Origin of the sequence: Telluribacter humicola (assembly GCF_017355935.1) — a bacterium.
Classification (GTDB): Bacteria; Bacteroidota; Bacteroidia; order Cytophagales; family Spirosomataceae; genus Telluribacter; species Telluribacter humicola.
The window spans coordinates 983,825-1,006,846 of record NZ_JAFIQT010000001.1 but is presented as its reverse complement, the minus strand read 5'-3'; the positions used below and the strand labels follow the sequence as shown (position 1 = coordinate 1,006,846).

Below are 23,022 nucleotides of genomic sequence, written 5' to 3'. Positions count from 1 at the left end.
TTAGGTAGTTAGCTGGTAGCTTTTTATAGGTCATCATTGACGCAAGGGATTAAGTTATAGCTCTTCGATATTCCTTCCCTCAATACTAATTAGTAGTGTACGAAAAAATTTTATTTCAGCCGCTGCCACGGTGGCCCCGGCGGGGCGGTATCTTAGTAGAAAAAGCGTTAAAAGCGGAAATTAAGCTCTGTAGGCGGCCGCCGCTGCGGAGCGGCACATTTAGTGATAGGTGTCACCCCTATGGGGCTCAAATCTCTCTAATTCGCTAATTATCTACTAAGGTTTGGCCCCTCTGGGGCCGCTTTTAAAACCAAAATCAATTCCTTTGTACACTTCTGATTATCAATTCTTCATTATACATTATACTCTACTCACTTCTCAGGCTCTTTACCGGATTCATCAGGGCGGCTTTGATACTCTGGAAGCTTACCGTCAGCAACGCAATGGTTACGGCTAGCAGGCCGGATGCCAGGAATATCCACCAGGGTATGTCAATGCGGTAGGTGTAGTTCTGAAGCCAGCCCTGCAAAAAGTACCAGGCTATGGGCGAAGCAACCACGGACGCTATACCAATCAGGTACACGTACTCTCTGGAAAGCATTATAACTATACTGGACAGGCTAGCCCCCAATACCTTGCGCACACCTATTTCCTTGGTGCGACGCTCGGCCGTGTAAGCGGCTAGCCCAAACAAGCCGAGGCAGGAGATAAAAATAGTTAGCAGGGCGAAGGCGCTGATGAGATTTCCAATGCGCTCTTCGCTGGCAAATTTCTTAGCATACTCTTCATCCACAAAGGTGTAGCCGAACGGATAAGCCGGAGCCAGGTCCTCAAATATCTTCTTGGTACTTGCCAGAGCTTCGTTGACTTTTACCCCTTCCCGGAACCGGATGTTGATGATGTTTCTACTATCTTCTTTGAAGAATACGCCCGTCGGCCGTACATTCTCGTAGGGCGAGTCCATTAGTACATCTTCAATAACCCCGATAACATGGTAGGTCTTTCCCCCGAACTCAATTTGCTCGTTTATAGGATCTGTCAGGTTCATTACCTTTACAGCCGACTCATTCAGCAACACGGCCGCACTGTCGGTCGCGAACTCGCGGGAGAAATCGCGTCCCGCTTTCAGACGGATGCCGAAGGTCTTCAGGTAGTCATAGTCGGAGCTTACGGTTACGAGGGAAGTATTTTTATCGTCGCCATAGCGTACCCCGTTCGTGTTCCTGATTTCGGTCATGGGAGCCTGGGTACCCGACACAGCACTGACATAGCCCGAATTCAGTAGTTCGCTGCGTAGTACCTCTTCATTTTGTTTGAGAGCATCCGTAAAGTCAGCCATGATGAGATTATTGCGGTCATAGCCCACCGAACGGTCTTTAACGAAATCCAGCTGCTTACTGACCACCAGCACACTGATGATGAGCAGGATTGAAATAGTGAACTGCAACCCAACCAGTACATTGCGGGGAATACTGGCATTCTTACCGATCCGGACGGCGCTTTTCAGGACCCGAACCGGCTGGAAAGACGACAGGTAGAAAGCCGGATAAAAACCAGCCGCCATACCGGTAATCAGGGTAATACCCAGTCCGATGAGCCAGTACACCGGATTGGTATAAGGAATCTGGATGCTCTTATCCGTAAGCTCATTAAACCACGGAAGTAGTAAACTCACCAGCATCACAGCCAGTACAAAAGCGAAAAATGCCAGCCAGTTTGACTCGCCCAGAAAGTGCAGAATCAAGCGGCCACGCGACGAACCAATCGCCTTCCGGATACCCACTTCTTTGGCGCGTTTTTCGGACCTGGCCGTAGATAGATTCATAAAATTGATGCAGGCAATGAGCAACACGAACCCGGCTACCCACATGAATATCCAGACGTACTCAATCAATCCGCCCGCTACTTTTCCGTTTTCAAACGTATTACGTAAGCGCCAGTCGGACATGGCATGCAGCAGCAGGGGCTGCTTGACCGATTCGTCCTTGGTAGTCAGGAAGCGTTCAATCTTTGCAGAAGTTTGTGCCGCCGTGACATTGGGAGCCAGTTGGATGAAGGTTCTGACTACATTATTGTCCCAGTCATCTTCCAGCGTCAAAAACCACGGGTCCATAGCAGCTTTGAGGCTATACGGCAGCAGGCAGTCAAATTTGAAAGTTGAGTTGTCAGGTATATCGGCCAGGACACCCGTTACTTTCACATCCACTTCGTTATTGAACCGGATTATTTGTCCCACCGCATTTTTTGTCCCAAATAAGGCCGTAGCCGTTTTCTGACTCAGTACAATGGATCTCGGGTCCGACAAGGCTGTGGCGACTGAGCCTTCGGCCAAAGGAAACGAGAACATCGTTAGCAGGTCCGGATCAGCAAAAATCACCTCCCGGTACACCTTCGTCTCGCCCGCAGTCAGTAGCCGGGCATCATCCCGATCTACCCGGGTGGCGTGTTTAATATCAGGATAAGTTTGCTTTAAAGCGGTTGCCAGCGAATAGGGTGTATTCTGACTTACAAATATCTTTCCGTCCCGGTCAGAGCTTCGGTTCACCTGATAAATTGACCCGTAGTTTTCGTTAAACTGGTCGTAGGTCAATTCATCATACGCCCAAAGGGCCGCCAGAACACTACAGGCCATACCCAGTGCTAACCCAACGATGTTCAGGGTTGTATAACCTTTATTCTTCCAAAGGCTTCTAAAGGTTATTTTAAAGTAGTTTCTGAACATGGCTGTTTTAGATGGTTAGCTGTTAGACGGTCCGCTGCGCGGTATTAGCTGTTAGCTCTTAAAGGCTTTTCAAGACGCAAAATGTTACATCTTTACAATAAGCATTAATGTATCATTATACATTCTCAATTCTACATTATACACTACTCCGAGCGTAGCGACTTTACCGGATTCATCAGGGCCGCTTTAATACTTTGAAAACTTACCGTCAGCAGGGCAATGCCTATAGCTGTGGTACCCGCCAGAATAAAGCTCCACCAGGGAACCCCTATGTGGTAGGCAAAGTCGTGCAGCCAGTTGTTCATGCCATACCAGGCAATGGGTGAGGCTATGATGATGGCAATGAGCACCAGCTTCAGGAAGTCACGAGAGAGCAGTTCTACCAGACTGGGAACGCTGGCTCCCAGTACCTTCCGGATGCCAATTTCCTTGGTGCGTTGTTTGGCCATGAACGTAGTCAGCGCAAACAGCCCCAAGCAGGCAATAAAGATAGCCAGACAGGCGAAAAGCGTACATACGCGCCCAAATTGTTGCTCCGCTTTGTACTGCTCGTTGAAAAAAGAATCCAGAAAAAAATAATCAAAGGGATTGCCAGGGAAAAATTGCGCGTAGACAGCTTTAATTTCCGCCAGTTGCTGTTCCAGCTTATCGTACGAATTCAATTGTAACGAAAAGTAGCTGGCATTGTCAGGCAGGAGCCGTATCATCATGGGCGAATGACCTTTTTGCAGCCCCTGCTGGTGGTAGTCCTTCACTACACCTACCACCGTGAGGGTATCCCAAGTCCGGATTTTCTTACCCAACGCCTCCTCGGGGCTATTGAAATCCAATAGTTTCACAGCGGTTTCGTTCAGCAATACGCCCTTGCGGTCTTCCCCAAACGCCCGGGAGAAATTCCGGCCAGCTGCCATTTCAATTCCGTAGGCTTCAACAAAATCATAGTCGTAGGAAGTGAAATAGAAAATATTGCCGGGCGCGTCGGGCAGATCCAGCCGCCGGGCGCCGTTGGTCCACAGAATCTCGATCCCCGGCACATAGGCCGAACCGGTGGCTTTTTGCACCACGTTGGTACGCATCAGTTCCTGCTTGAAGGCATTAGCCCGGGCTTCATAGGTAGAGTCGCGAATACCAGCCCCGCGCACAATCAGTTTCTGTTCTATCTGGAAACCCAGATCCTGCTCCTGCATGTACTGCAGTTGCCGATAGACGGTGAGGGTACCTATGATAAGAATGACCGACGCGGCGAACTGAAAAACGATCAGGCTCTGCCGTAACGATGCTCCCCCCACCAGGCTTCTGAGCCAGGATAACCGGCGGATGGGCACGGTGCCGTTTCCTTTCAGCACCGCAATCGGCTGAAAACCTGACAAAAGAAAAGCCGGATATAGTCCTGCAAGGAAGGTACCCACTAAAAAAACGGCTACGGCTGGTAGCCACAGATCGTGCTGGAACCATTGCCGCAGGGATAAGGGGCGCCCCGTCAGCTGATTGAAATAAGGTGCACTAACCAGGACAATAACCACGGCCAGCACCGCCGCCAGCAGATTCAGAAGAAACGATTCCAGCAGAAACTGACGAATCAGTTGTGGTCGCTCCGCTCCAACTACCTTCCGGACTCCAACCTCTTTGGCGCGATCCATGGACCGGGCTGTGGCCAGATTGATGTAGTTGATCCAGGCAATAACCAGGATAAACAGCGCAATAATGGATAGCACCGTCACGGCTTTTCCGTTTCCGTTAGCCTCTGCTTCCTGATTGAGTTGCGAGGTCAGGTGAATATCCCGGACGGGTTGCAGCAGAAGCTCATCGCGATTGCCGGGTGTTTTGAACCGATCGGGATTATATTGCTTGACCAGATTCAGGATCTTGGCCTGAAACTGCTCCGCATTGGTACCCGGCCGGAGTTTGACGTAGGTAAAGAAGTCGTACCATCCCCAGCTGGTTTGGGCATCCGGCTCGGTACGGTACGAAAACAACAGGTCTAATTCAAGGTGGGAGTTTTTAGGATAGTCCGCAAATACCCCCTTTACCAGGTACGGCTCCTGGCCCAGCTTAATAGTTTTGCCAAGGGGATCCTCCTTGCCAAAGTACCGGTTGGCCACGGTTTGTGACAGCACCACCGTATTTTTTTCTGTTAGAGCGCTTTTAGGGTCTCCACTCAGGAAATCTATTTTAAAAAAATCAAATACTGAATTGTCGGCATAGTAAAAGTTGTCTTCCCGGAAGTTGACATTATTATAGGTAACTACCTCGCTGTTGGCATCGTACAGCCGCGCCGTTTCCACTACTTCCGGAAAGTCCTTTTTCAGAGTGGGAGCAATGGCCGGATACGACGTCGCCGACCGAAACGCCAGTTTGCCATTCTGGTAGCTATCCAACTCAATGCGGTAGATATTGTCGATATCAGGATGAAAAGAGTCGTAACTCCGCTCGAATGTAACATACTGCAAAATGAGCAGACAGGAAGCGATCCCTATGGCCAGTCCCAGCGTGTTGATTAAGAAGAAGGGCTTGTTACGAAGCAGGTTCCGTACCGCAATTTTAAGGTTGTTCCTGAGCATGATAGTAAAGTTTTTAAGCGCAGACCACGCATCCAAACGCTGTCTGCATTAGGTCATAACTACTCCGAGCGCAGCGACTTTACCGGATTCATAAGAGCCGCTTTAATACTTTGGAAACTCACCGTCAAAAAGGAGACGGCCACGGCAGCCGCGCCAACCAACACAAATATCCACCACTCTATGCCAATGCGGTAGTTGAAGTTCTGCAGCCACTGGTCCATGGCATACCAGGCAATGGGTGTCGCAACGACAATGGCTATCAGCACCAGTTTTAAGAAATCCTGGTTGAGCATAGAAATAAGGCTTGTTACGGAAGCTCCCAGTACTTTACGAACGCCTATTTCCTTGGTACGCCGCTCAATAACAAAGGCGGCCAGGCCCCACAGGCCCAGGCAACAGATGATCAGGGCCAGACCGGCAAATATACGGAGCAGCGTAAACTGTCGCATTTCTTCTTCGTACTGCTCCTGTAAGCTTTGGTCCAGAAACTCCGCGTCGAAATATTCATCCTTATAGAATTTGCGCCAGACGCTCTCTACAGCCGCCATCGTGTTTTTGTAGTTACTGGTATGCAACTTCAGGCCTATGCTCCGATAGAAGTAGGGGAAGTTTATCATGACCATCGGCTGAATCGGATCACGAAGGGAGCTGGTATGAAAATCTTTCACTACTCCTACGATTTCGGCTTCGATATCATTGAGACCCACCCCGATTTTATGTCCAAGTGCCTGCTCGGGCCGTGAAAACCCCAGCGCCTTTACTGAATTTTCATTTACCACCAACACATACCGCCGCTGCTCCTCCGGCACTGTACTGGCAATAGCCAATGTATCGCTATGGGTAAAGAAGCGCCCAGCCAGCAGTTTGAGCCCGTAGGTGTCCAGATAATCAGCGTCAGCCATTTTAAGGGCAATACTTATCTTTTTATCCTGATTAGCGGGATCAGGCCTCATATCCGTTCCAAAATTGGTACCGGACGTAGGGGCTCCCAGAGCGAACGTGATGTTTTCAACGCCCGGAATCTGCCGCAACTCCTGCGCAATTGGTGCCAGGTTGTTCGTTTGTGGTATGCCTACAACGGCAATGGCGTTGCGGTTAAAGCCTAGGTCTTTCTGCTGAAAGTAATTCATCTGCCGGTAGACAATCAGTACCCCGACCGCCAGCACCAGCGAAATCGTAAACTGAAATACAACCAGGCCCTGGCGTAGCCATCCCTGACCACCCCGGCCCGGTTCGGCGACTGACTTAAGCACCCGCATGGGCTTGAAACGCGACAGGAAAAAGGCAGGGTACATACCTGCCGATATAGTAGTAAGTAAAGCCAGAACTGACAAAAGCCCAACGGCTTCCGTCCAACGGAAGGCAATCTGCTTTTGCAGGAAGTCATTAACGTGCGGCAGCAAACTGTAACTAAAAAGCAGGGCCAGCAGGGCTGAAAAAGCAGCCAGCCAAAAGGCTTCGCTCAGGAACTGCCGCACCAACTGACCTCGCGTTGCCCCCACTACCTTACGCACTCCTACTTCACGGGCACGGGTCATGGCGCGGGCGGTAGACATATTGATGAAGTTAACGCAGGCAATCAGCAGCACAAACAGCCCTACAGCACCAAAAACGTACATATACACAGGCGAAATTGGCTGTGCAAACCGATTACCACTAATTTCAGGATTTAGATGAATATCGTGCAACGGCTGAAGCAGTAGTTCGTTCTTCTCCCCTTTGCGGTCACCAAAGTACTTTTGACTCGCGGCAGCCAGCCGGGATGTGTATTGTCCGGGTGTCTTCCCCTCGGGCAGCATTACAAATACACTACCCCCCGAACGCAGCCCCCACTGGTCAATATCCATGCTAAAAAAGTCCTTCATGGTGGCAAACGACACGACCATACCCGCATTCAGGTTAGACTGCGAAGGAATATCGCGCATGATGGCGGTTACCTGCACGGTCACCCGGTTGTCCAGGCGAAACGTTTTGCCTATCGCCGATGTGGTTCCAAAATATTTTCGGGCGGTACTTTCTGTGAGTATGACCTGGTTGGGCTGGCTCAGCGTAGCCCGGCTATTGCCTTGCACCAACTCAAAATCAAACATAGCGAAGAGTTCTGGCTCCGCGAACAGTACCTTTTTTTCTAACAGAATCTTCTCCTTCGAAATCATGACCGCCACTTCGCGGCCCGCATGAATGCGGGCAATAGTAGTCAAGTCCGGAAAGTCAAGACGCATGGCCGGTGCCAGGGGATAAGGTGTGGTACCCGACCGATCTACCTCTTCGCCAGTGGTCTGAATCTGGTTGACCCGATAAATACGGCTTCCCAACTGGTGGTGCTGGTCATAACTCCACTCATTCTGAATAAACAGCAGAATCAGCAGGCAGGTCGTAAGCCCGATAGTAAGTCCCAGCAGGTGAATACTGGTCGTGGCAGGATGCTTCAGCAGACTCCGCCAGGCGATTTTAAGGTAGTTTCTGATCATGCTTTTCTGCCTTTCAGCTTTATTCGGATTTTAACGACTTCACCGGATTCATCAGGGCGGCTTTGATACTCTGGAAGCTCACCGTTAGCAGGGCTATACCTGCGGCCAGTAAACCGGCCGCTACGAATACCCACCACTGGATATCCTCCTTAAAGGCAAAGTCACTGAGCCAGCGATTCATGGCGTACCAGGCTATGGGAGAAGCGATAACGATGGCTATGAGCACCAGCTTCAGGAAGTCACGCGAGAGCATGGTGACGATGTCGCCTACTGAGGCACCAAGTACCTTGCGCACGCCAATCTCCTTGGTGCGGCGCTCGGCGGTGAAGGCGGCTAAGCCAAACAGGCCCAAACAGCCAATCAGGATAGACAGCAGCGCGAAAGTGATGAATATTTGGCCCACACGCTGCTCGGCGCGATACTCCTTATCAAAATCCTCATCCATAAAACGGGACTCAAACGGCTGCCCCGGAGCCATCTTTTTCCAGAGCTGCTCAACGCTGGCAACACTGGCTTGTACATCATCCGTCTTTAATTTCAGCGCGATTATACCCGGACTGCGTCCCAGTATCATACTCACCGGACCTATGTTTTTACGAAGCGACTCGTAGTGGAAGTTCTTCACTACGCCAATAATGGTATAGGCGATCTGGTCTTCGGGATTTGGTCCATACAGGGTCATTACTTTCTTTCCGATGGGGTTGCCGGTAAAGCCCAACAGCTTGACCGCGGACTCATTGACCAGCATTCCAAGTGAATCCGAAGGAAAATCACGGCTAAAATCCCGTCCAGCTACGATCTCAAGGTTCAGGGTCTTGACGTAGTCATGGTCTACGGGCCAGTGCTGCATGTTCATACCTTTGTCCTGCTGCTGCCCTTCCGGATAGAAGGTGTTGTCGCTGCGGGAGGAGGGCGTAGGCATATAGTACGAAATGGTGGTACTCTCTACCTGCGGCAGGTTACCTACTTCTTGTTTGAAGGCTTCCGTCTGGGTACCAAGGGCGTAGGCGTTGTCAATCAGCAGTACCTGATCCTTATTGAACCCCAGCGTCTTGGTTTGGATGTAGTTGAGCTGTCGGTAGATAACGATGGTACCGATGATCAGCATCACTGAAATCATGAACTGAAACACAACCAGCGTATTACGCAGCTGCCCGCCCCGACCCTCTACGGTCCCAATACCTTTTAGTACTTTGATGGTCTTAAAGCCCGAAAGGAAGAAAGCCGGGTAACTCCCCGCCAGTAGTCCTACCGCGCCCCCGGTCAGCAGCAGTATACCCCAGAAAGGCAGGCTCATGGCCGGTACCTCCAGCTGCTTGCTGGCCAGCTGGTTAAACAACGGCATAGCCAACGAGGCAATAATCAGCGCCAAGCCTAATGAAACAAAGCTTAGCAGCAGAGCCTCCGTCAGAAACTGGGCTACCAGCGAAGAACGCTCCGACCCCAGAGCCTTACGCACTCCCACCTCACGCGCCCGGTTGGACGAGCGGGCCGTAGCCAGGTTCATAAAATTGACGCAGGCAATCAGGAGCAGGAATATTGCTACTACCGAAAATATGTACACGTACTGGATATTGCCGTTGACGCTCAACTCCGCCATCCGATCCGAGTGCAGGTGAATGTCAGTGATGGGTATAAGTGAATAGCGGATGTAGTTGCCGGCCTTTTTTAAGTCATCCAGTGAAGACCCCATAAAGCCTTTCATCCAGGGGCCGGTATATTTTTCGATTATAGTTTCGAAGTTCTTCTCAAATTGTGCCCCCTCTACTCCCTCTCGCAGTACCAGGTAGGTAGCAAAGTTATGAGCTCCCCAGCTGTTCTCCCGGCTCTCCGCGCGCGAAGCCATCGAGAGCATCATATTCAGATCGGCCAGATGCGAGTTATCCGGTATATTGGTCATAACGCCCGTTACCCGGTAGGTCCGTTCATTGTCCAGCAAGAGTGTCTTTCCCAGGGGGCTTTCGGTGCCAAAGTACTTCCTGGCCGCCCGCTCCGAAAGCACCAGTGTATTCGGTTCGGTCAGGGCCTTTTTAGGATCACCGGCTACCATGGGTACTGAGAATACATCGAAAAAGGTAGAGTCCGCAAACGTTACTTTATCTTCCTTTATGTTTCCGGTTTGTCCGGTTCGTCTGACCAGGTAGCTTCCATTTTCACGCAGTCTCGTAGCAGCCTCTACCTGCGGGTAGTCTATCTCGATGGTAAAAGCCATGGGATCGGGGGCTACGGCCAGCTTCATCTCCGGTCCACCAAACTTTATATCCGCATCTATGCGGTAAATCCGGTCAGCCTTATCGAAGAACCGGTCGTAGCTCAACTCATCTATAACGTACAGCGTAATGAGCAGGCAACTCGCCAGCCCAAGCGAGAGCCCAAAGATGTTCAGGAAGGAGTAGAACTGGTGCTTCCGCAGGTTACGCCAGGCTATTTTGAGGTAATTTTGTATCATGGCTGTTGTTGAAGGATAAAGAAAGATAGCAGGAAAGGCGGAAGGTAAATGGAGGCAGTTATTTCCCTCTTTTCGCGCCTATATTACCTACTACGTCCCTCACACCGTACCAACCTTGTGCCAGCCAATAATAATACCTGATAAACAACCACTTACACTCGATCACCTCAACAAAACTGTCCGATTTCGGACAGTTTTTGTACGTCTGCGAACAGGCTCCTAGGTGCGGTTCATTTCTTCCAGACTGTTGTTCCTGCGCTTCACATCCACCTTATGTCCCTTACTAAAGTTATAACGGAGGGTAGCACCCACGCTGCGCCAGCGGAAGTACTGGTCAAACTCGTTGACGTTACCGCCGATGTCGGTGGTCCAGTAGTACCGGAAGCCCTTAAAGAGGTCGTTGGCGTTGACGGTCAGGTCCAGCTTTTTCCTCATAAAGCTCCGCTTGAAGGCCACGTCCACCCGGTGCATGGCAGCCATGTGGTACAGGCCCGAAGCCGCCGGACCGCGGTACAGCAGGTTCAGCTCCATGCGCACCTCCAGCGGGAGCTGGATGGTATGGTTGGACTGCAGCATAAAGAACACCTGGTCGTTCACCAGCGGCCCTTCGGCAGACACCATACTGAACTTGTTGTACGAGAGTACCGACGTATTCTGCGTGTCCCACCACTTCGCTATTTTGAGCGGAGCCACCGCCGTAAAGCCGACGTTATGTCCGTCATTCACATTGCCCGTAGTGTAGATGGTGGTGGCGTTGGCGACGTCCAGAATGGGTATCTCAGCCATGACATCGCGGTTGTAGTTGTAGTAGAAGTTCAGGTTATATATTTTCTTAAAAGTCTGGTTCAGGCCGAACGACTGCGTGTACTGCGGCCGCAGGTACGGGTTGCCCTCGGTGTAGGTATACGGGTCGCGGTACGAGCGGAAGGGGTTGAGGTTGCCGTAGTTGGGGCGCGTCAGGCGGCGGCTGTAGCTATAGCTGAGCTGGTAGTCGTCCCGGACGTGCTGCTGCAAAAATAAGCTGGGAAAAAAGTTGAGGTAGTTGCGCTCCGTCACCTGTCCGGTCGTATAGGACTCCCCCAGCGACCGCGTATTCTCGGCCCGTAGCCCCGCCTGCATCGTAAAGCGCTTGTTCAGCTTGCCGTTCCAGTTGAGGTAGGCGGCATAGATGCTTTCGCGGTAGTTGAAGTGGTTGGTCCGGAGCGGGTCCAGTACCAGGCCTTCGTTGTTGAAGAAAAACCGGAAGTCATTGTCCGAAATGACCCGGCTGGTCTTCACTCCTGCCTCCATCTTGTGCCCGGGCTTTAACGGACGCGTAAAATCTATCTTGGCCGAATAGATATTGTACCCGTTGGGGGTACTCGTGTACAGGAAGTCGCGCGTCTGCCGGTTGAGCGTCAGGTCGGTAAAGTAGTTGTAGAAGTTGGCCTCGCCCTGGTTGCTGATGCGGGCGAAGTCCAGGTCGGTTGAGAGCGTGGTACCCAGGGTATCCAGCTTGCCGGTGTAGTGCAGGTTAGCGGTAAAACTGGTAAACGTATTGCTGCTGATATTATCGGCGTCAATAAACTGTGACGGCGTAGCGGGCGCGTAGCCGATGTAAGTCTCCGTCAGGAAGTCTGACACCGCGTGGTTGGTGACGTAGTAGGACGTAAACCCGATGCTATGCCGGTCGTTGAGGGTATAATCGGTGCCGAGACGTACCGAGGGCGGACCTTCGGCCGTAAAGTTGCCGGTAGCGACCTGATCGAAGTAGGTGGTGCGGTCCTGGCCGTAGAAGATGCGGGTAAAGGTAGCCTCGCGGCCTCCTACTCTACGAGCGGCGTCCAGGTTCAGGAAGGAGTTCCACTTGCCGCTCTTGTGGTTGATGTTGCCACCGTAGGTATAGCCGTACTGCTGGAAGTTGTTGGTATAACCCGCGTACACGCTGCCGTTGATGCCCCGCATCGTATTCTTTTTCAGATTAATATTCAGGATACCCGAGGTACCTTCGGCATCATACTTGGCCGAAGGATTGGTGATAATTTCGATATTCTTGATATTCTCCGCCGACATGCCTTCCAGCATCGCCCGCAGGTCCCGGGCCGAAAGGTAGGTAAGCCGCCCGTCAATCATGACAGTAACGCCGCTGCGGCCGTTGAGCTGAATATTGCCCTCGGCGTCGACAAATACCCCCGGCGAGCGGGCCAGTACCGTAAAGGCTGTGTTACCCGCTGCCATGGCGGTTCCTTCAACACTTATCACCATGCGGTCGGCTTCCTGCGTAATGGTGGGCCGCATGGCCTGTACGTTAACTTCTTTCAGATTGGTGGCCGCCATCCTTAGCTTTGTTGTAGCTACCTCCACGCTAGGTACCTGTTCGGTTATGGCTATACCACGAATGGTTTTGGTCGCATAGCCAATCAGACTGATCGCCAGCTCGTAGGTACCTTTCTCCACGCCGCTAAACGAGTACCGGCCCTGCGCATCCGTGATGGTACCGGCGATGGGCTTCGTTTTTCCATTAGGCAGCAGGGCCACAGTAGCGTATTCAACGGGATTTCCGGTGAGTGAGTCCGTAAGTACTCCCCGGATTGTACCTGTGGCGGCAGTCTGGGCAGGCAAAGAACTGGTATTCTGAGCGATTAGGGGTAGCGAAAGAGAGAGACACAGGCATAGTAGTCCCAGCCCAAAGAGTAAAGTTTTTTTCATGGCAAGTACGAGTAGTAGATAAAACGGGTAGTTGGATTAGCGGGGGGTACCTGCTGTGCCCTAAGGACAACAGAAAATACCCACCGTTGCAATCTGGTTTAAGATCTTTTTAGTTTCGGGATAAAAATAGCCGGATCAGCGTCCTTTATCTGGTGGCACGACACCTATCGATTTCAGATTTACAAAGGTGCCGTACGACACATCTTTATAACCTGCTTCTTCAAAGCTCTTCATATATTCAGGAGTAACCCCTACTGATTTAAAATTGATAATGGTACCCTGCGGGATGTTTTTATACCCCATAGCATCAAAGCTCTTGATATAGTCATCCGTCACACCTACTGATTTAGAATTGATCATAACGCTTAAAGGATCTTCATCCATCGGTTTTGGTACTGGCTATTCTTCTTTTTAAAAGTGGAGGCCTTTAAGATTATAAAATCCTAAGAGTAATTCTTTACCGTCCGCGGTTGCGGTCCATAACTAAGAGAACCCCGGGTTCAGCGCTGTCGCGAAAGTTCAGCGATGGAATATCAGTGAGCGATCACGATATCCCCGCTATCCAGCGCCACGCCCTTGCCGTTGCCCGTTTCATCAGTGCCCACCACCGTCACGTCGTGAAAATATGCGGGCATGCCCGTGATCCCTTTGAGGCCCCAGCCAGTCCGCAACTCGTAGTGAAGGTGGGGCCCAAGCGACGATCCGGAATTTCCTACTTGTGCGACAATATGCCCCGCCCGGACCCGATCGCCCTTGCGGACGATGACGCTACCGGCACGCGCATGGGCGAGTAGGCTAAATTCACCGCCGCCGTGGTCAATCAGGACATGATTTCCGAACCCTTGCATTGGCTCGGTTTCAACATCTCCCGGAGTCCAAAGGTTTTCTGTTCCGATGACTGTGTTGTCTGGCTGCGCGTTGTAAACAGACACCACGGTTCCATCCGCCGGCACCCTCAGCGGCTGGCCCCATGCAAAGAAATCCTCGTTCCTCTTACCGGTCCCCTTGAACTCTCGTCCTTCAGCATCGACCAGCTTCAGATCGAGCCCGAACCGATCAGGATGGTCGAATACCCCGAGCTCCTTCCAGGCAGGATCCTGATATTCACGGCGCCGATGATGAGAATAGAGGTCGAAGCCATCCCCGACGGCTACTCGGCCGGCAAGCGGAAGCACAAGGCGCGTCTTGTTGAAGCAGGGCTTCGGAGCGAACGTGACGGAGACTGGCGGCACTCCCTCACCCTCGAACTCGACCTTATAGCGGATGAGTACTCCTGGTTTCAGGGAGTTGAACACGAGCGGATTGTACAGCATGCCCTCTGAAGAGGCGGAAATGGTCGTGCCCGGGCCGAGCATTTCCTGCGCGGCGACCTGACGCTGCTCGATCACCTCGGCTCCCTCCAGGACGGCAGCGCTCACTTTCCTGACCTTGATCTCACGAGAGGCCTGGTTCGTGATCAGAAGATCGAAATTGAGATATTGCGGATGCCGGTCAGGAAGGCAGACCTTTCCAGGATTTACTCGCAAAGTGATCTTTCCGGGGCTGATCGGGTCCTGTTTCGCAGGCCCGCAAGCCACTACCGCCAAACAAAGAAGTAGCATGATGCTATACTTCAACCTCATGAGTAAAAAATTAGACATTGAAACTATAGGGTTATTACAGAGACTTAGTTCAGATATGACAAAAGGCATTAAAAATGTTATAGGATGGCTTAAAGTGGACATTTTCAATGATGTGTGTCGATTCTTAAAATCAAGCCTATTAGATAGTCCGGATAACGCCGGTCTGATCTTAATTTACCGCTTTCTTTTTGCTTTCCAGACTAATCTACTAGCCCTTCGGCGACGTTACACCGGTTGATTTCAGATTCACAAAAGTACCGTAGGGTACATTCTTAAATCCTGCCTCTTCAAAGCTCTTCATGTATTCCGGAGTTACCCCTACTGACTTAAAATTGATAATGGTACCGTAGGGTATGTCTTTGAAGCCTGCTTTCTCAAAGCTCTCGATATACTCAGGTGTCACACCTACTGATTTAAAATTGATCATGGTGCCCGGCGGTATATTCTTATACCCCTTATCCTCAAATCCCTTGATAAATTCATCTGTAATCCCTACCATTTTAGAGTTAATCATTACACCCAGTGGATCAGTATCTTCCGGCTCTGGCTCCGGCACATCCAGTTTATCCTGATTCCCGGTTTTACCCACTCCAAAAGTGGCCAGTGAAGTAAGATCCTGCTTCATCAGCTTTGTGTAGCCGTGACTTTTCAGCATTTGCACATAGGCGTTCGAAATATCCAGCAAAAAGAACGTCATCAGCTCTTCATCTTCTTTGATCCCGATACCTTCCTTGCTCATTAAGTCACGGAAACTTTTGTTACCCACGAACTCATAATGCCCTGATCCTTTGTCTCCTTTAAAGCTTCCCGTAAAGTGTAAGGTACCAGCTTCGCGTGTCAATGAAAAAGTACTGGAAGGACTTACTGAGAAACCTTCAAACTCACTCAGCTGAAATTGGCTACTCCGATCGCCGTAGTGGTCAAAGAACTGCACAGTCACCGGATCTCCTTCCAGGGTAACCAGCCAGGTACCTTCCGTTTTTTCCTCTGCCAGCTTGTTGTCCGGTTTAAAATTCACCGTAATTGACTCTCCCTTAGCGATGGGTTCGTTGAGCAGGCACACCGATAGCACCAGGACAGGAATCAGGAAGAGGTACTTCCAGGTTGAGTTCATATTTGATTTTTTTGCGTTCATCATGGCTATTCTTCTTTTTAAAAGTGATTGATTATAATTGGTGGTAAGGTTTAGCGGGAAATGAGGAGCTGATACCTTTAGAAGACTCATTTGATAGCTGGTCTTTTCGCAGTCAGCCAGCTGAAGTACCTGGTCGTCGGTCAAAAATTCCAGGTTGTTTTCCAATTCTTTACGGTAAAGCCAGGCAAAAGGGTTGAACCACTGAAATACCAGCATCACCTCAGCGAGCAGGAGATCCAGCGTATGTCCCTGCCGAACATGGACTTTTTCGTGCCGGATAATCTGGTCGTAGGTTTCCCAATCATATTGGTCAGGATTGATGAATATGGTATTGCCAAATGAACAGGGAGCCTGGTTGCCGCTGAGCTCTACAATACGATATCGACCGTCTCTTACGACCGGATTAGCGTAAGCACGGAAGAGCAAAATAGCGAGCTGAATCAGGAAATTGAGACCGAATGCCGCCACTCCGATCCAGTAAAGCCACCCGAGCAGGGAAACGACCTGTCCGTAGCTGATGGTTTGCGCTGGTGCCGGAGCAGACACGGCCTGCGTTTCCTGCTGTACCTGCTCAACCGGCTGCGTATCCGGGAGAGGTACCTTATTCAACACCTCGCTGGCTGGTACAGTCGCCTCCATCCGGAGAGCCCACTGTTGAGGAACAGGCGCAAACGGCAGAAGAAAAGCAAGAAGCAGGCAACCTACCAGTACGTAGCGATTCAGCAGAAAGAAGGTTTCTTTCTGCAGCAGTACTTTATAGAAGACGAAGCAGCCGCTCAGGATAATGGCTACATGCAGCATATAAGGTATCATTGCTTCTTCGATTGAATGATTTCTAACACTTCTTTTAACTCCTCTTCGGTCAGATTTTGCTCTTTGGCAAAAAAGGCAAGCATTCGCGGATACGAATTGTCAAAGTACTGACTTACAATATCTTTCATGGCGTGCTTCTGGTACTCTTCCCGGGAAATGATCGGATAGTAGTAGTTCATGTTCCCCAGGGTTTCGTGAGCCAGGTACCCCTTCTCTTCCAGGATCTTTACCATGGTAGCTGCAGTATTGTAATGAGGTTTGGGATCAGGGAGCAGAGGGATGATGTCCCGTATAAACGCTTTTCCTAAATCCCAGAAGGCGTGCATGATCTGTTCTTCTCGTTTGGCTAGTTTCATTGTGTTGGCAGGTTAAATCTTATACTACTAAATGATTAAGATTGCTACTAATGGATTAGTAGGCAAATATACTACTAATATATTAGTAGCAATACTATTCTATTAGTTTTTTTTATTTTAGTAATAAAATTTTTCTTCCGGGCCTAATCCTGCCTTTGCCTTTAGAAGATAGAAGTGGATAACAGATATGTACTAAAAGCACGGCAAAGAGCGTGCTGTGGCCTGTTTAGCAGCAAATAGCGGGAAGAGGTACCCGCCGGTAGCTACCATACGTTAATAGTGGTTCGTTGTTCTGAATAATTGACTTATTGGGTCCGGTTTCACTTTTATACTCAGTCCTCAATGGCCTCAATACCCTGTTCCTTGAGTCGCTCGAGGTGCTCCTTCATCGCGTTTAGTTGTTCGGGAGCGTGTCCCTGCCAATCCGTAATCTCCCCCGTAACCCGAAGCGGACTACGGGAGCGGTAGGACTTTGTGGGGTTACCGGGGTACTTCTTATCCGTCAGGTTGGGGTCATTTTCAATTGGGCCGGTCGGCTCTACTATATAAATCCGGCCGCGGCCTTCGCCCTGGGCCAGTTCGGCTCCCCAGGTAGCCGCATCCAGGGTGGCCGTGAGGTATACGTAGGACGCCTTCTTTCTCTGACCGTAGTTTGAATTAAACCCGGGTTCGATCAGCGCCCCCGGTTTCAGATCGGCCTTCGTACCGTGGTAGTACTTCTGTGCGCTCAGGTCGTCAGCAGTGACTGCCGACTGGTCCATACCTGGATCTGTTTCCATTTTCTTTATAGTACTTGTGAATGTCTTTGCGTGTAGGTTGGGTTGCTCTTTAAAATGATAGCTGATATAGTCCAAAGCGAGGTGCTTTGCACTACTGCTTAATAGAATTAGAAATTTTCAATTATTACCTTCAGACCAATAGTATTGTGCCAGCCCCGCTTTTGGCAATGCATGTTGCTAAAGGCCTTCATTTAGGTTTATGTTTTAAATCTTCTTCATGTGGTTTTGCTGATTTACTCCAGTCAACAAAGACGTTTGTTTCTTTTGCCGCCTCAAGCAAATCCTTAAACTTATTTAAAGCCTTCGTTATTGCTACTGTTGTAGGTCTTTGACCGGCAAAGATTGGTAATTCAATAGGTATCCCATTAGGATCTCTCGCATATTTAATTGATAGCTCCTGTCTTTTTTCCTCTGGGATACCAGCCATGTCACACAAAGCTTCAAAAGAACTTGATACCCCAACTATGTCTTCAATTTCAGTTCCTTTCAATGTTGATCTGAGAATTATTTCCGACTGGAAATCTTTAAAGTTGAATAAAGCTTTTGATGCTTCAGGATCATCTTCTTTAAATTTCTGAACTGCTTCTACAAATTTCGTGTCTTGCCATAGCGAAATAATGTTGACAACTACTTCATTTGGCGTTGGCACATGCTTAAATAACATCACAAATTTTGTACTTGATCTAACTATGCCTTTGAATTTTTTAGCATACTCCATCTCCTTTGTCCAACTGGCAATGCCTTCAAAAAAAATCATTACCTATTAAAATTGGTGTAACTTCTCCTTCAAGTATAAATCTCTTTCTATAGCATGGACCATCAACAGTCTTAAACTTTTCGGGCAAATTTTCACAATGTTTTACTAGTTCATCGGCAATTAGCCTTCTTCTTTCTTGATCCTCAGCCCAACCTCTTTGCCAATTTGAGAGGGCAACTAAAAAGTCATTATTAAATATATTTTTGCTATTCATCCCTGGTTGTATAGGTTGGAATTATCATTATAGGCTTTATACTTACTTCTAATATATGAAAGTTTCGTGTATTTTACTTTTAAAAAATATAAGGTTGAAACTAGATAAAATCAAGTATAATAAAGACTATATTAGTTTAAACAGGCCTTAATTTTTACTATCCAAATAACTTGCCACTTAACAAGGCTCAAGATACATACCTCCGCAAGCAAAGAAGGCAAGTACTTTCACCCGCCAACCCCACTTATTTAGCCCCCGCCTTCCTTACATAAATATTTCCCTGCATGCTTTTCATCATGATTTCCGGGCCGCCGCCGTTGATCTTGCCGTTGACCCAGTTTTCGACGGCTACGCGGTACATGCCCGACTGGCTGGAGCGGGTGGCCTGGGGCTGGCTTCGGTCTATGTCCATGTCAAAGTCGCTGAATATATCGCCCCGGTCTGACTTCAGCTTGAAGTTGGCCTTAGCCGAGGCCGGGAATGTAACGTCAATGCGGCCGTTCAGGGTCGAGAAGGCCATGGGAGCCGAGGCGTTGACATTGGTAAAAGTAGCCTTAATAGCTCCGTTGATGGTATTAGCCACCGCCGAACCGCCTACATTCGTCAGCTCTATGGGACCGTTGACGTTATCCATTTCCAGCTCTCCATTTACGTTCTCGACGCTGATGGTCCCATTGTTCACGGTACTTACCTTCAGCGAGAACTTCTGAGGTACTTTGATCGTCAGATTCACGGTTCGCGTAAAACTATTGGATTCCACCTTCACGCGGTTTCCCTTTTCTTCGGCGGTCAGCTCAAAACCGTTAGTAGGTGTAATGCGCCGCATACCCGCCGAACTGACCGGCGAATCGTCGGATGAGGTACCGTTTCCTTTGGTCTTGATCTTTTCCTTTATTTTCATGCTTCCTTCCTCCGAACCGGCTACCGCCTCAATAAGTACCTCTTTGCCATTATATCCCACTATTTGAATAGAACCATTGATCAGCCCTACTTCCAGGTTACCTGGTTTGCTGGGGTCACTGAGGGGTACGGTGAGTTGTTCTTTGGCGTCAGTCTGGGCTATAAGGGGTGTAGCGCCCGACAGGAGTAACAGGATGAGCAGGTTTACTATATTTTTCATGATTGGTTTGTTTAAAAGTCGTAGTTTTTAGAAAAGAAGTACTTAGGATTTTTTCTTGATGTACACGTTGCCGTTGAAGGTTTCGAAGCGCAGGCTCCGGCCACCGTTCCCGATACGGACGGAAGTATTCCGGTCCAGCTTGTACACGGTTTTATCGCCCCGCTGCTCCTGGTTTTTGACTACCCTAGTGGGTAGTACTTCGGTCTGAGGGTAGTCGGTGTAAAATTCGCCCTGAAACGTTTTGAACTGCAGGTCCGCCGAAAGATTGGCCGGATAGCTCACCTTGATGTCGCCGTTGAGCGTGTAGTACGTCGATGCGTCGGCGGGTGCGGTGGCGTAGGTAGCTTCCAGATTGCCGTTAATGGTATGCGCGTCGGTTACCCCTACCGGATTTGTCAGCTCAATGCCCCCGTTGATATTACGTACCCGCAGGGCTCCCGCCACATCTTTCACCACTACGTCACCCCGGTTAATGGTCGATACTTTCAGATTCATTTGTCGGGGTACTTTTACCGTATAGTTCAGCGTAAAGTCGTAGTCGAGTTTGCCACGGTCCCAGTTGCGCCTCTCCCGATTAGGTCGGGTATCAAAGGGTTCGGCAATGTAGGCAAAAATGGTATCGCCTACCTGTTCAAAAGCCAGTTTAAACTCCTGCTTCCCTTCTTCCAGCTCCTGCTGGCTCTTTGCCGTCAGCTCCTTGTCCACCTCAATGGTCACTTGATTGCCCGAAGTACCCTCTACCCGGATAAAGCCGTTGATGTTATAAATGGCCAGGGTACTGGCTCCGGCGCTGCCCGTCAGGGTAAACTCCCGGTTGATTTTCTCTTTGAACTCCTGCTTTTGCGCTTTGGATTGGGCACAGCAAAGTACCAGCCCCCACAGCAGGGGGAATATTAGCTTTTTCATAAAATGTCTGGGTTTAGAGAATAGTTATACGAATCAGGAAAGATCCCGAATGGTCTGCTCCAGTTTACTTTTGACCAGGTCGTTGGTATCCTCCCGCCGCAGCAGTTGCCGCATGGGCTTTATGGATTTCTTCTCCTGCAATTGTACCATCACATCCGCCAGAGCCACCTGTACCAGGGGCGACTCCTGCTTCGTGAGTGAGTGGACCAGTCCTTCGCGTACGCGGGCGTCGTTGGCCAGCTCGGCCAGGGCCTCCAGCGTCACCAGGCGTACGTTTACGTTCGGGTCATTGTTAAGGGTCGTGAGCAGGGCATCAATCACGCGGCCGTCCACGTCGGTAATTTCTTTGGTGTAGCTGACCGCCCGCAGCCGTTCGGTAGCCGAAGGGTTTTCAAGGAGTGAGAGCATCATCATCTGGCGCATTTCCTCCACCTGCGTCGAAAGCGTGTCAATCTGCTGTTTGTAGGCCATGGTGGGTGTTTGCCGGTACTGCAGCCAGTAGCCCGCTATTGCGCCTACCCCCAGCAGCAGCAGGCTGTACGCCAGGCGTAGGGCCTGCTGTGGCTCCCACCACTGTTTCAGTTGCTGTACCCATACCGCCCAGGTACTACGCTGCTGCACCTTCTCTTCCTCTTTAAACTCATCCAGCATGGCATAAAACTGCATCCGCAGCTCGGGGCGAGGCTCCGGTACCCGGATCTTCCCCATCTGCTGCCACAGTTGCCGCGTCGCGCTTAGTTCCTGCTGACAGTCAGGGCACTGGGCCAGGTGATCGTCCAGCACGGCCTTTTCAGCAGCCGGGAGCTGTTCGTTCAGCCATTCAGGCAGTTGTTCCTTTACATTATCGCAGTTCATGCTGTATCTCTTACTGTTCAATTCGTAGGTAAATCTTTTTTAACTCATTCATAGCCCGGTGCACCCGTACCTTTATGGCGCCTTCAGTAGTGTCCAGGATACGGGCTATCTCTTCGTACTTCAGCTCCTGAAAGCGGCTAAGTACCAGTACTTCGCGGTGCTCCGGACTCAGACCTGACAGGGCTTCCTGCAGTACGGCCAGTTCCTGTTCCTTTTGCAGCGGCTCGTCAGCCGCCAGGTCACCCCCAATTTTTTCGTCGTATTCGACCATATCATGGTGGTACGCCATCCGCTTGTTCTTCTGCGCCGTATCGACCAGTACGTTGCGCGCCAGGTGGTACATCCAGGAGCGAAACGACCCTTCACCGGTGAAGGTATGGCGGTACTTCAGCATCCGGTAAAACACCGTCTGTACGATGTCTTCACTCACATCAGGGCGGCCGCTCATGTGGTACAGGTAGCCGAACAACTCACGGTGGTACCGCTCAAAGAGCAGTCCCATCTTGTCCAGGTCGCCCGCCTTGACCTTTAGCATCAGGGCATTGTCAGCTAGTGAATTCAATCGTTTGGTTGGTGGTTTAGGAATTTGACGTGAAAACCGGGTAAGTCGGAGGAGGTTACAGAGAAATTTAGTTTTTTTTGCATATATTTTTCAATGCATTAGGTTACACCTCTTTCGCCGATGAACTACCCCGACAAATGGCTGCGCTTACTGGGCATTCCGTTTCTGGCTATACTGACCCGTCATATCGGAGATCCGACTCCCCTGTATAATCTGTTACAAAAGTCTGATTACTACTATGATATACTGGCAGGGCTGGTTATCACGGGCATTACGTGGGAGGTCAACCGCTACTGGATCCGCTACTTCGACGAGCGGTACTCCTGGCTTAATGACACATTTCAGCGCTTTACGTTGCAGGCGGTTGTTAATTTAGGATTGACTACCCTGATCCTGATCAGTACTATCATGCTGTATAACAATGTCATTATGCAGCGTGGGCCGTCCTATAACATTCACTATCTCTTTGTGATAGATGTCCCCATGGGCCTGGTGTTTATCACGTTTATCAACCTGATCTACGCCATCATCAACATTGTCAGGACCTACAAAACCCAGATTAACACCTACGAAGCGCAGCTTCGTGAGCTGCGGATGCAGTTGGCCGATGCCCAGGTGCGGCCGATCGTGTTTCCGGAGCCGGAACGGGTAGGGAAGAAAAACCTGGTAGTAAGTAAGGGGAGCGCTATGGTACCTCTATCCACGGAAGAGATCGCTTACATCTATAAGGTGAATGATTACAGCTTTGTGAAAGCTTTCGATAATCAGGAGTACCTGGTAGAGCACACGCTGGACCAGTTGACTCAGATGCTTTCCGATGTAGAATTTTACCGGATCAACCGGCAGATGATCGCCAATATAGAGGCTATTAAGCAGGTGCAGCAAAAAGAACAGGGCGGCTTCGTCCTGCAACTGCTCCCCCCCTATACCGAGGAGGTCACAGTCAGCAAGAAGAAAGCCGCCGAGTTTAAGGCCTGGATAGAGCGGTAGTTGGCCACTTCCGGGGATTGCC

17 protein-coding genes are annotated in these 23,022 nt (G+C 50.1%); 1 reads left to right on the top strand and 16 read right to left on the bottom strand.

Annotated features, from left to right (window positions below):
• Positions 1–367: 367 nt before the first annotated feature.
• The 16 genes from JUB14_RS04435 to JUB14_RS04360 form a co-directional block, all read right to left on the bottom strand.
• Positions 368–2,722 (bottom strand): ABC transporter permease, encoded by a 2,355-nt coding sequence (locus JUB14_RS04435; RefSeq protein ID WP_207504548.1) that lies wholly within the window; start codon positions 2,720–2,722, stop codon positions 368–370.
• A gap of 143 nt (positions 2,723–2,865) precedes the next feature.
• Entirely contained in the window at positions 2,866–5,283 is a 2,418-nt protein-coding gene (locus JUB14_RS04430; protein ID WP_207504547.1) for an ABC transporter permease, read from the bottom strand.
• A gap of 59 nt (positions 5,284–5,342) precedes the next feature.
• Entirely contained in the window at positions 5,343–7,754 is a 2,412-nt protein-coding gene (locus tag JUB14_RS04425; RefSeq protein ID WP_207504546.1) for an ABC transporter permease, read from the bottom strand.
• A 19-nt stretch (positions 7,755–7,773) separates the two neighbouring features.
• Positions 7,774–10,203: an ABC transporter permease gene (locus tag JUB14_RS04420; RefSeq protein ID WP_207504545.1), complete on the bottom strand. Its 2,430-nt coding sequence runs from the start codon at positions 10,201–10,203 to the stop codon at positions 7,774–7,776.
• 219 nt (positions 10,204–10,422) lie between these two features.
• Positions 10,423–12,891 carry a TonB-dependent receptor gene (locus JUB14_RS04415; protein WP_207504544.1) on the bottom strand — a complete coding sequence of 823 codons (2,469 nt, stop codon included), beginning with the start codon at positions 12,889–12,891 and terminating at the stop codon, positions 10,423–10,425.
• Between the two features lie 135 nt (positions 12,892–13,026).
• Positions 13,027–13,251, bottom strand: coding sequence for a hypothetical protein (locus JUB14_RS04410; RefSeq protein ID WP_207504543.1), 225 nt, complete (start codon positions 13,249–13,251; stop codon positions 13,027–13,029).
• A gap of 173 nt (positions 13,252–13,424) precedes the next feature.
• On the bottom strand, positions 13,425–14,531 hold the full coding sequence (locus JUB14_RS04405) for a M23 family metallopeptidase (RefSeq protein WP_207504542.1): 1,107 nt from the start codon (positions 14,529–14,531) through the stop codon (positions 13,425–13,427).
• Positions 14,532–14,721: 190 nt separating this feature from the next.
• Complete coding sequence (locus JUB14_RS04400) at positions 14,722–16,461, bottom strand: M56 family metallopeptidase (RefSeq protein ID WP_207504541.1); 1,740 nt, start codon at positions 16,459–16,461, stop codon at positions 14,722–14,724.
• Positions 16,458–16,817, bottom strand: coding sequence for a BlaI/MecI/CopY family transcriptional regulator (locus JUB14_RS04395; RefSeq protein ID WP_207504540.1), 360 nt, complete (start codon positions 16,815–16,817; stop codon positions 16,458–16,460). Before JUB14_RS04395 ends, JUB14_RS04400 begins: the two co-directional genes overlap by 4 nt.
• 332 nt (positions 16,818–17,149) lie before the next feature.
• Positions 17,150–17,578: an NAD(+)--rifampin ADP-ribosyltransferase gene (gene arr, locus JUB14_RS04390; protein ID WP_374757804.1), complete on the bottom strand. Its 429-nt coding sequence runs from the start codon at positions 17,576–17,578 to the stop codon at positions 17,150–17,152.
• A 205-nt stretch (positions 17,579–17,783) separates the two neighbouring features.
• Positions 17,784–18,353, bottom strand: a complete 570-nt coding sequence (locus JUB14_RS04385) for a hypothetical protein (protein WP_207504538.1) — start codon at positions 18,351–18,353, stop codon at positions 17,784–17,786.
• Positions 18,340–18,567: a hypothetical protein gene (locus JUB14_RS04380; RefSeq protein ID WP_207504537.1), complete on the bottom strand. Its 228-nt coding sequence runs from the start codon at positions 18,565–18,567 to the stop codon at positions 18,340–18,342. The genes JUB14_RS04385 and JUB14_RS04380 overlap by 14 nt, the downstream gene beginning before the upstream one ends.
• Positions 18,568–18,811: 244 nt before the next feature.
• The gene (locus tag JUB14_RS04375) at positions 18,812–19,687 is read right to left on the bottom strand and encodes a DUF4097 family beta strand repeat-containing protein (RefSeq protein WP_207504536.1); all 876 of its coding nucleotides are present in this window, start codon (positions 19,685–19,687) and stop codon (positions 18,812–18,814) included.
• Positions 19,688–19,729: 42 nt separating this feature from the next.
• Entirely contained in the window at positions 19,730–20,593 is an 864-nt protein-coding gene (locus tag JUB14_RS04370) for a DUF4097 family beta strand repeat-containing protein (protein ID WP_207504535.1), read from the bottom strand.
• A 33-nt stretch (positions 20,594–20,626) separates the two neighbouring features.
• Positions 20,627–21,448, bottom strand: coding sequence for a HEAT repeat domain-containing protein (locus JUB14_RS04365; protein ID WP_207504534.1), 822 nt, complete (start codon positions 21,446–21,448; stop codon positions 20,627–20,629).
• Positions 21,449–21,458: 10 nt separating this feature from the next.
• On the bottom strand, positions 21,459–21,983 hold the full coding sequence (locus JUB14_RS04360) for an RNA polymerase sigma factor (protein WP_207505934.1): 525 nt from the start codon (positions 21,981–21,983) through the stop codon (positions 21,459–21,461).
• Positions 21,984–22,130: 147 nt separating this feature from the next.
• Here JUB14_RS04360 and JUB14_RS04355 point away from each other — a divergent pair, with 147 nt between their 5' ends.
• On the top strand, positions 22,131–23,000 hold the full coding sequence (locus JUB14_RS04355; RefSeq protein ID WP_207504533.1) for a LytR/AlgR family response regulator transcription factor: 870 nt from the start codon (positions 22,131–22,133) through the stop codon (positions 22,998–23,000).
• The last annotated feature ends 22 nt before the right edge of the window (positions 23,001–23,022 follow it).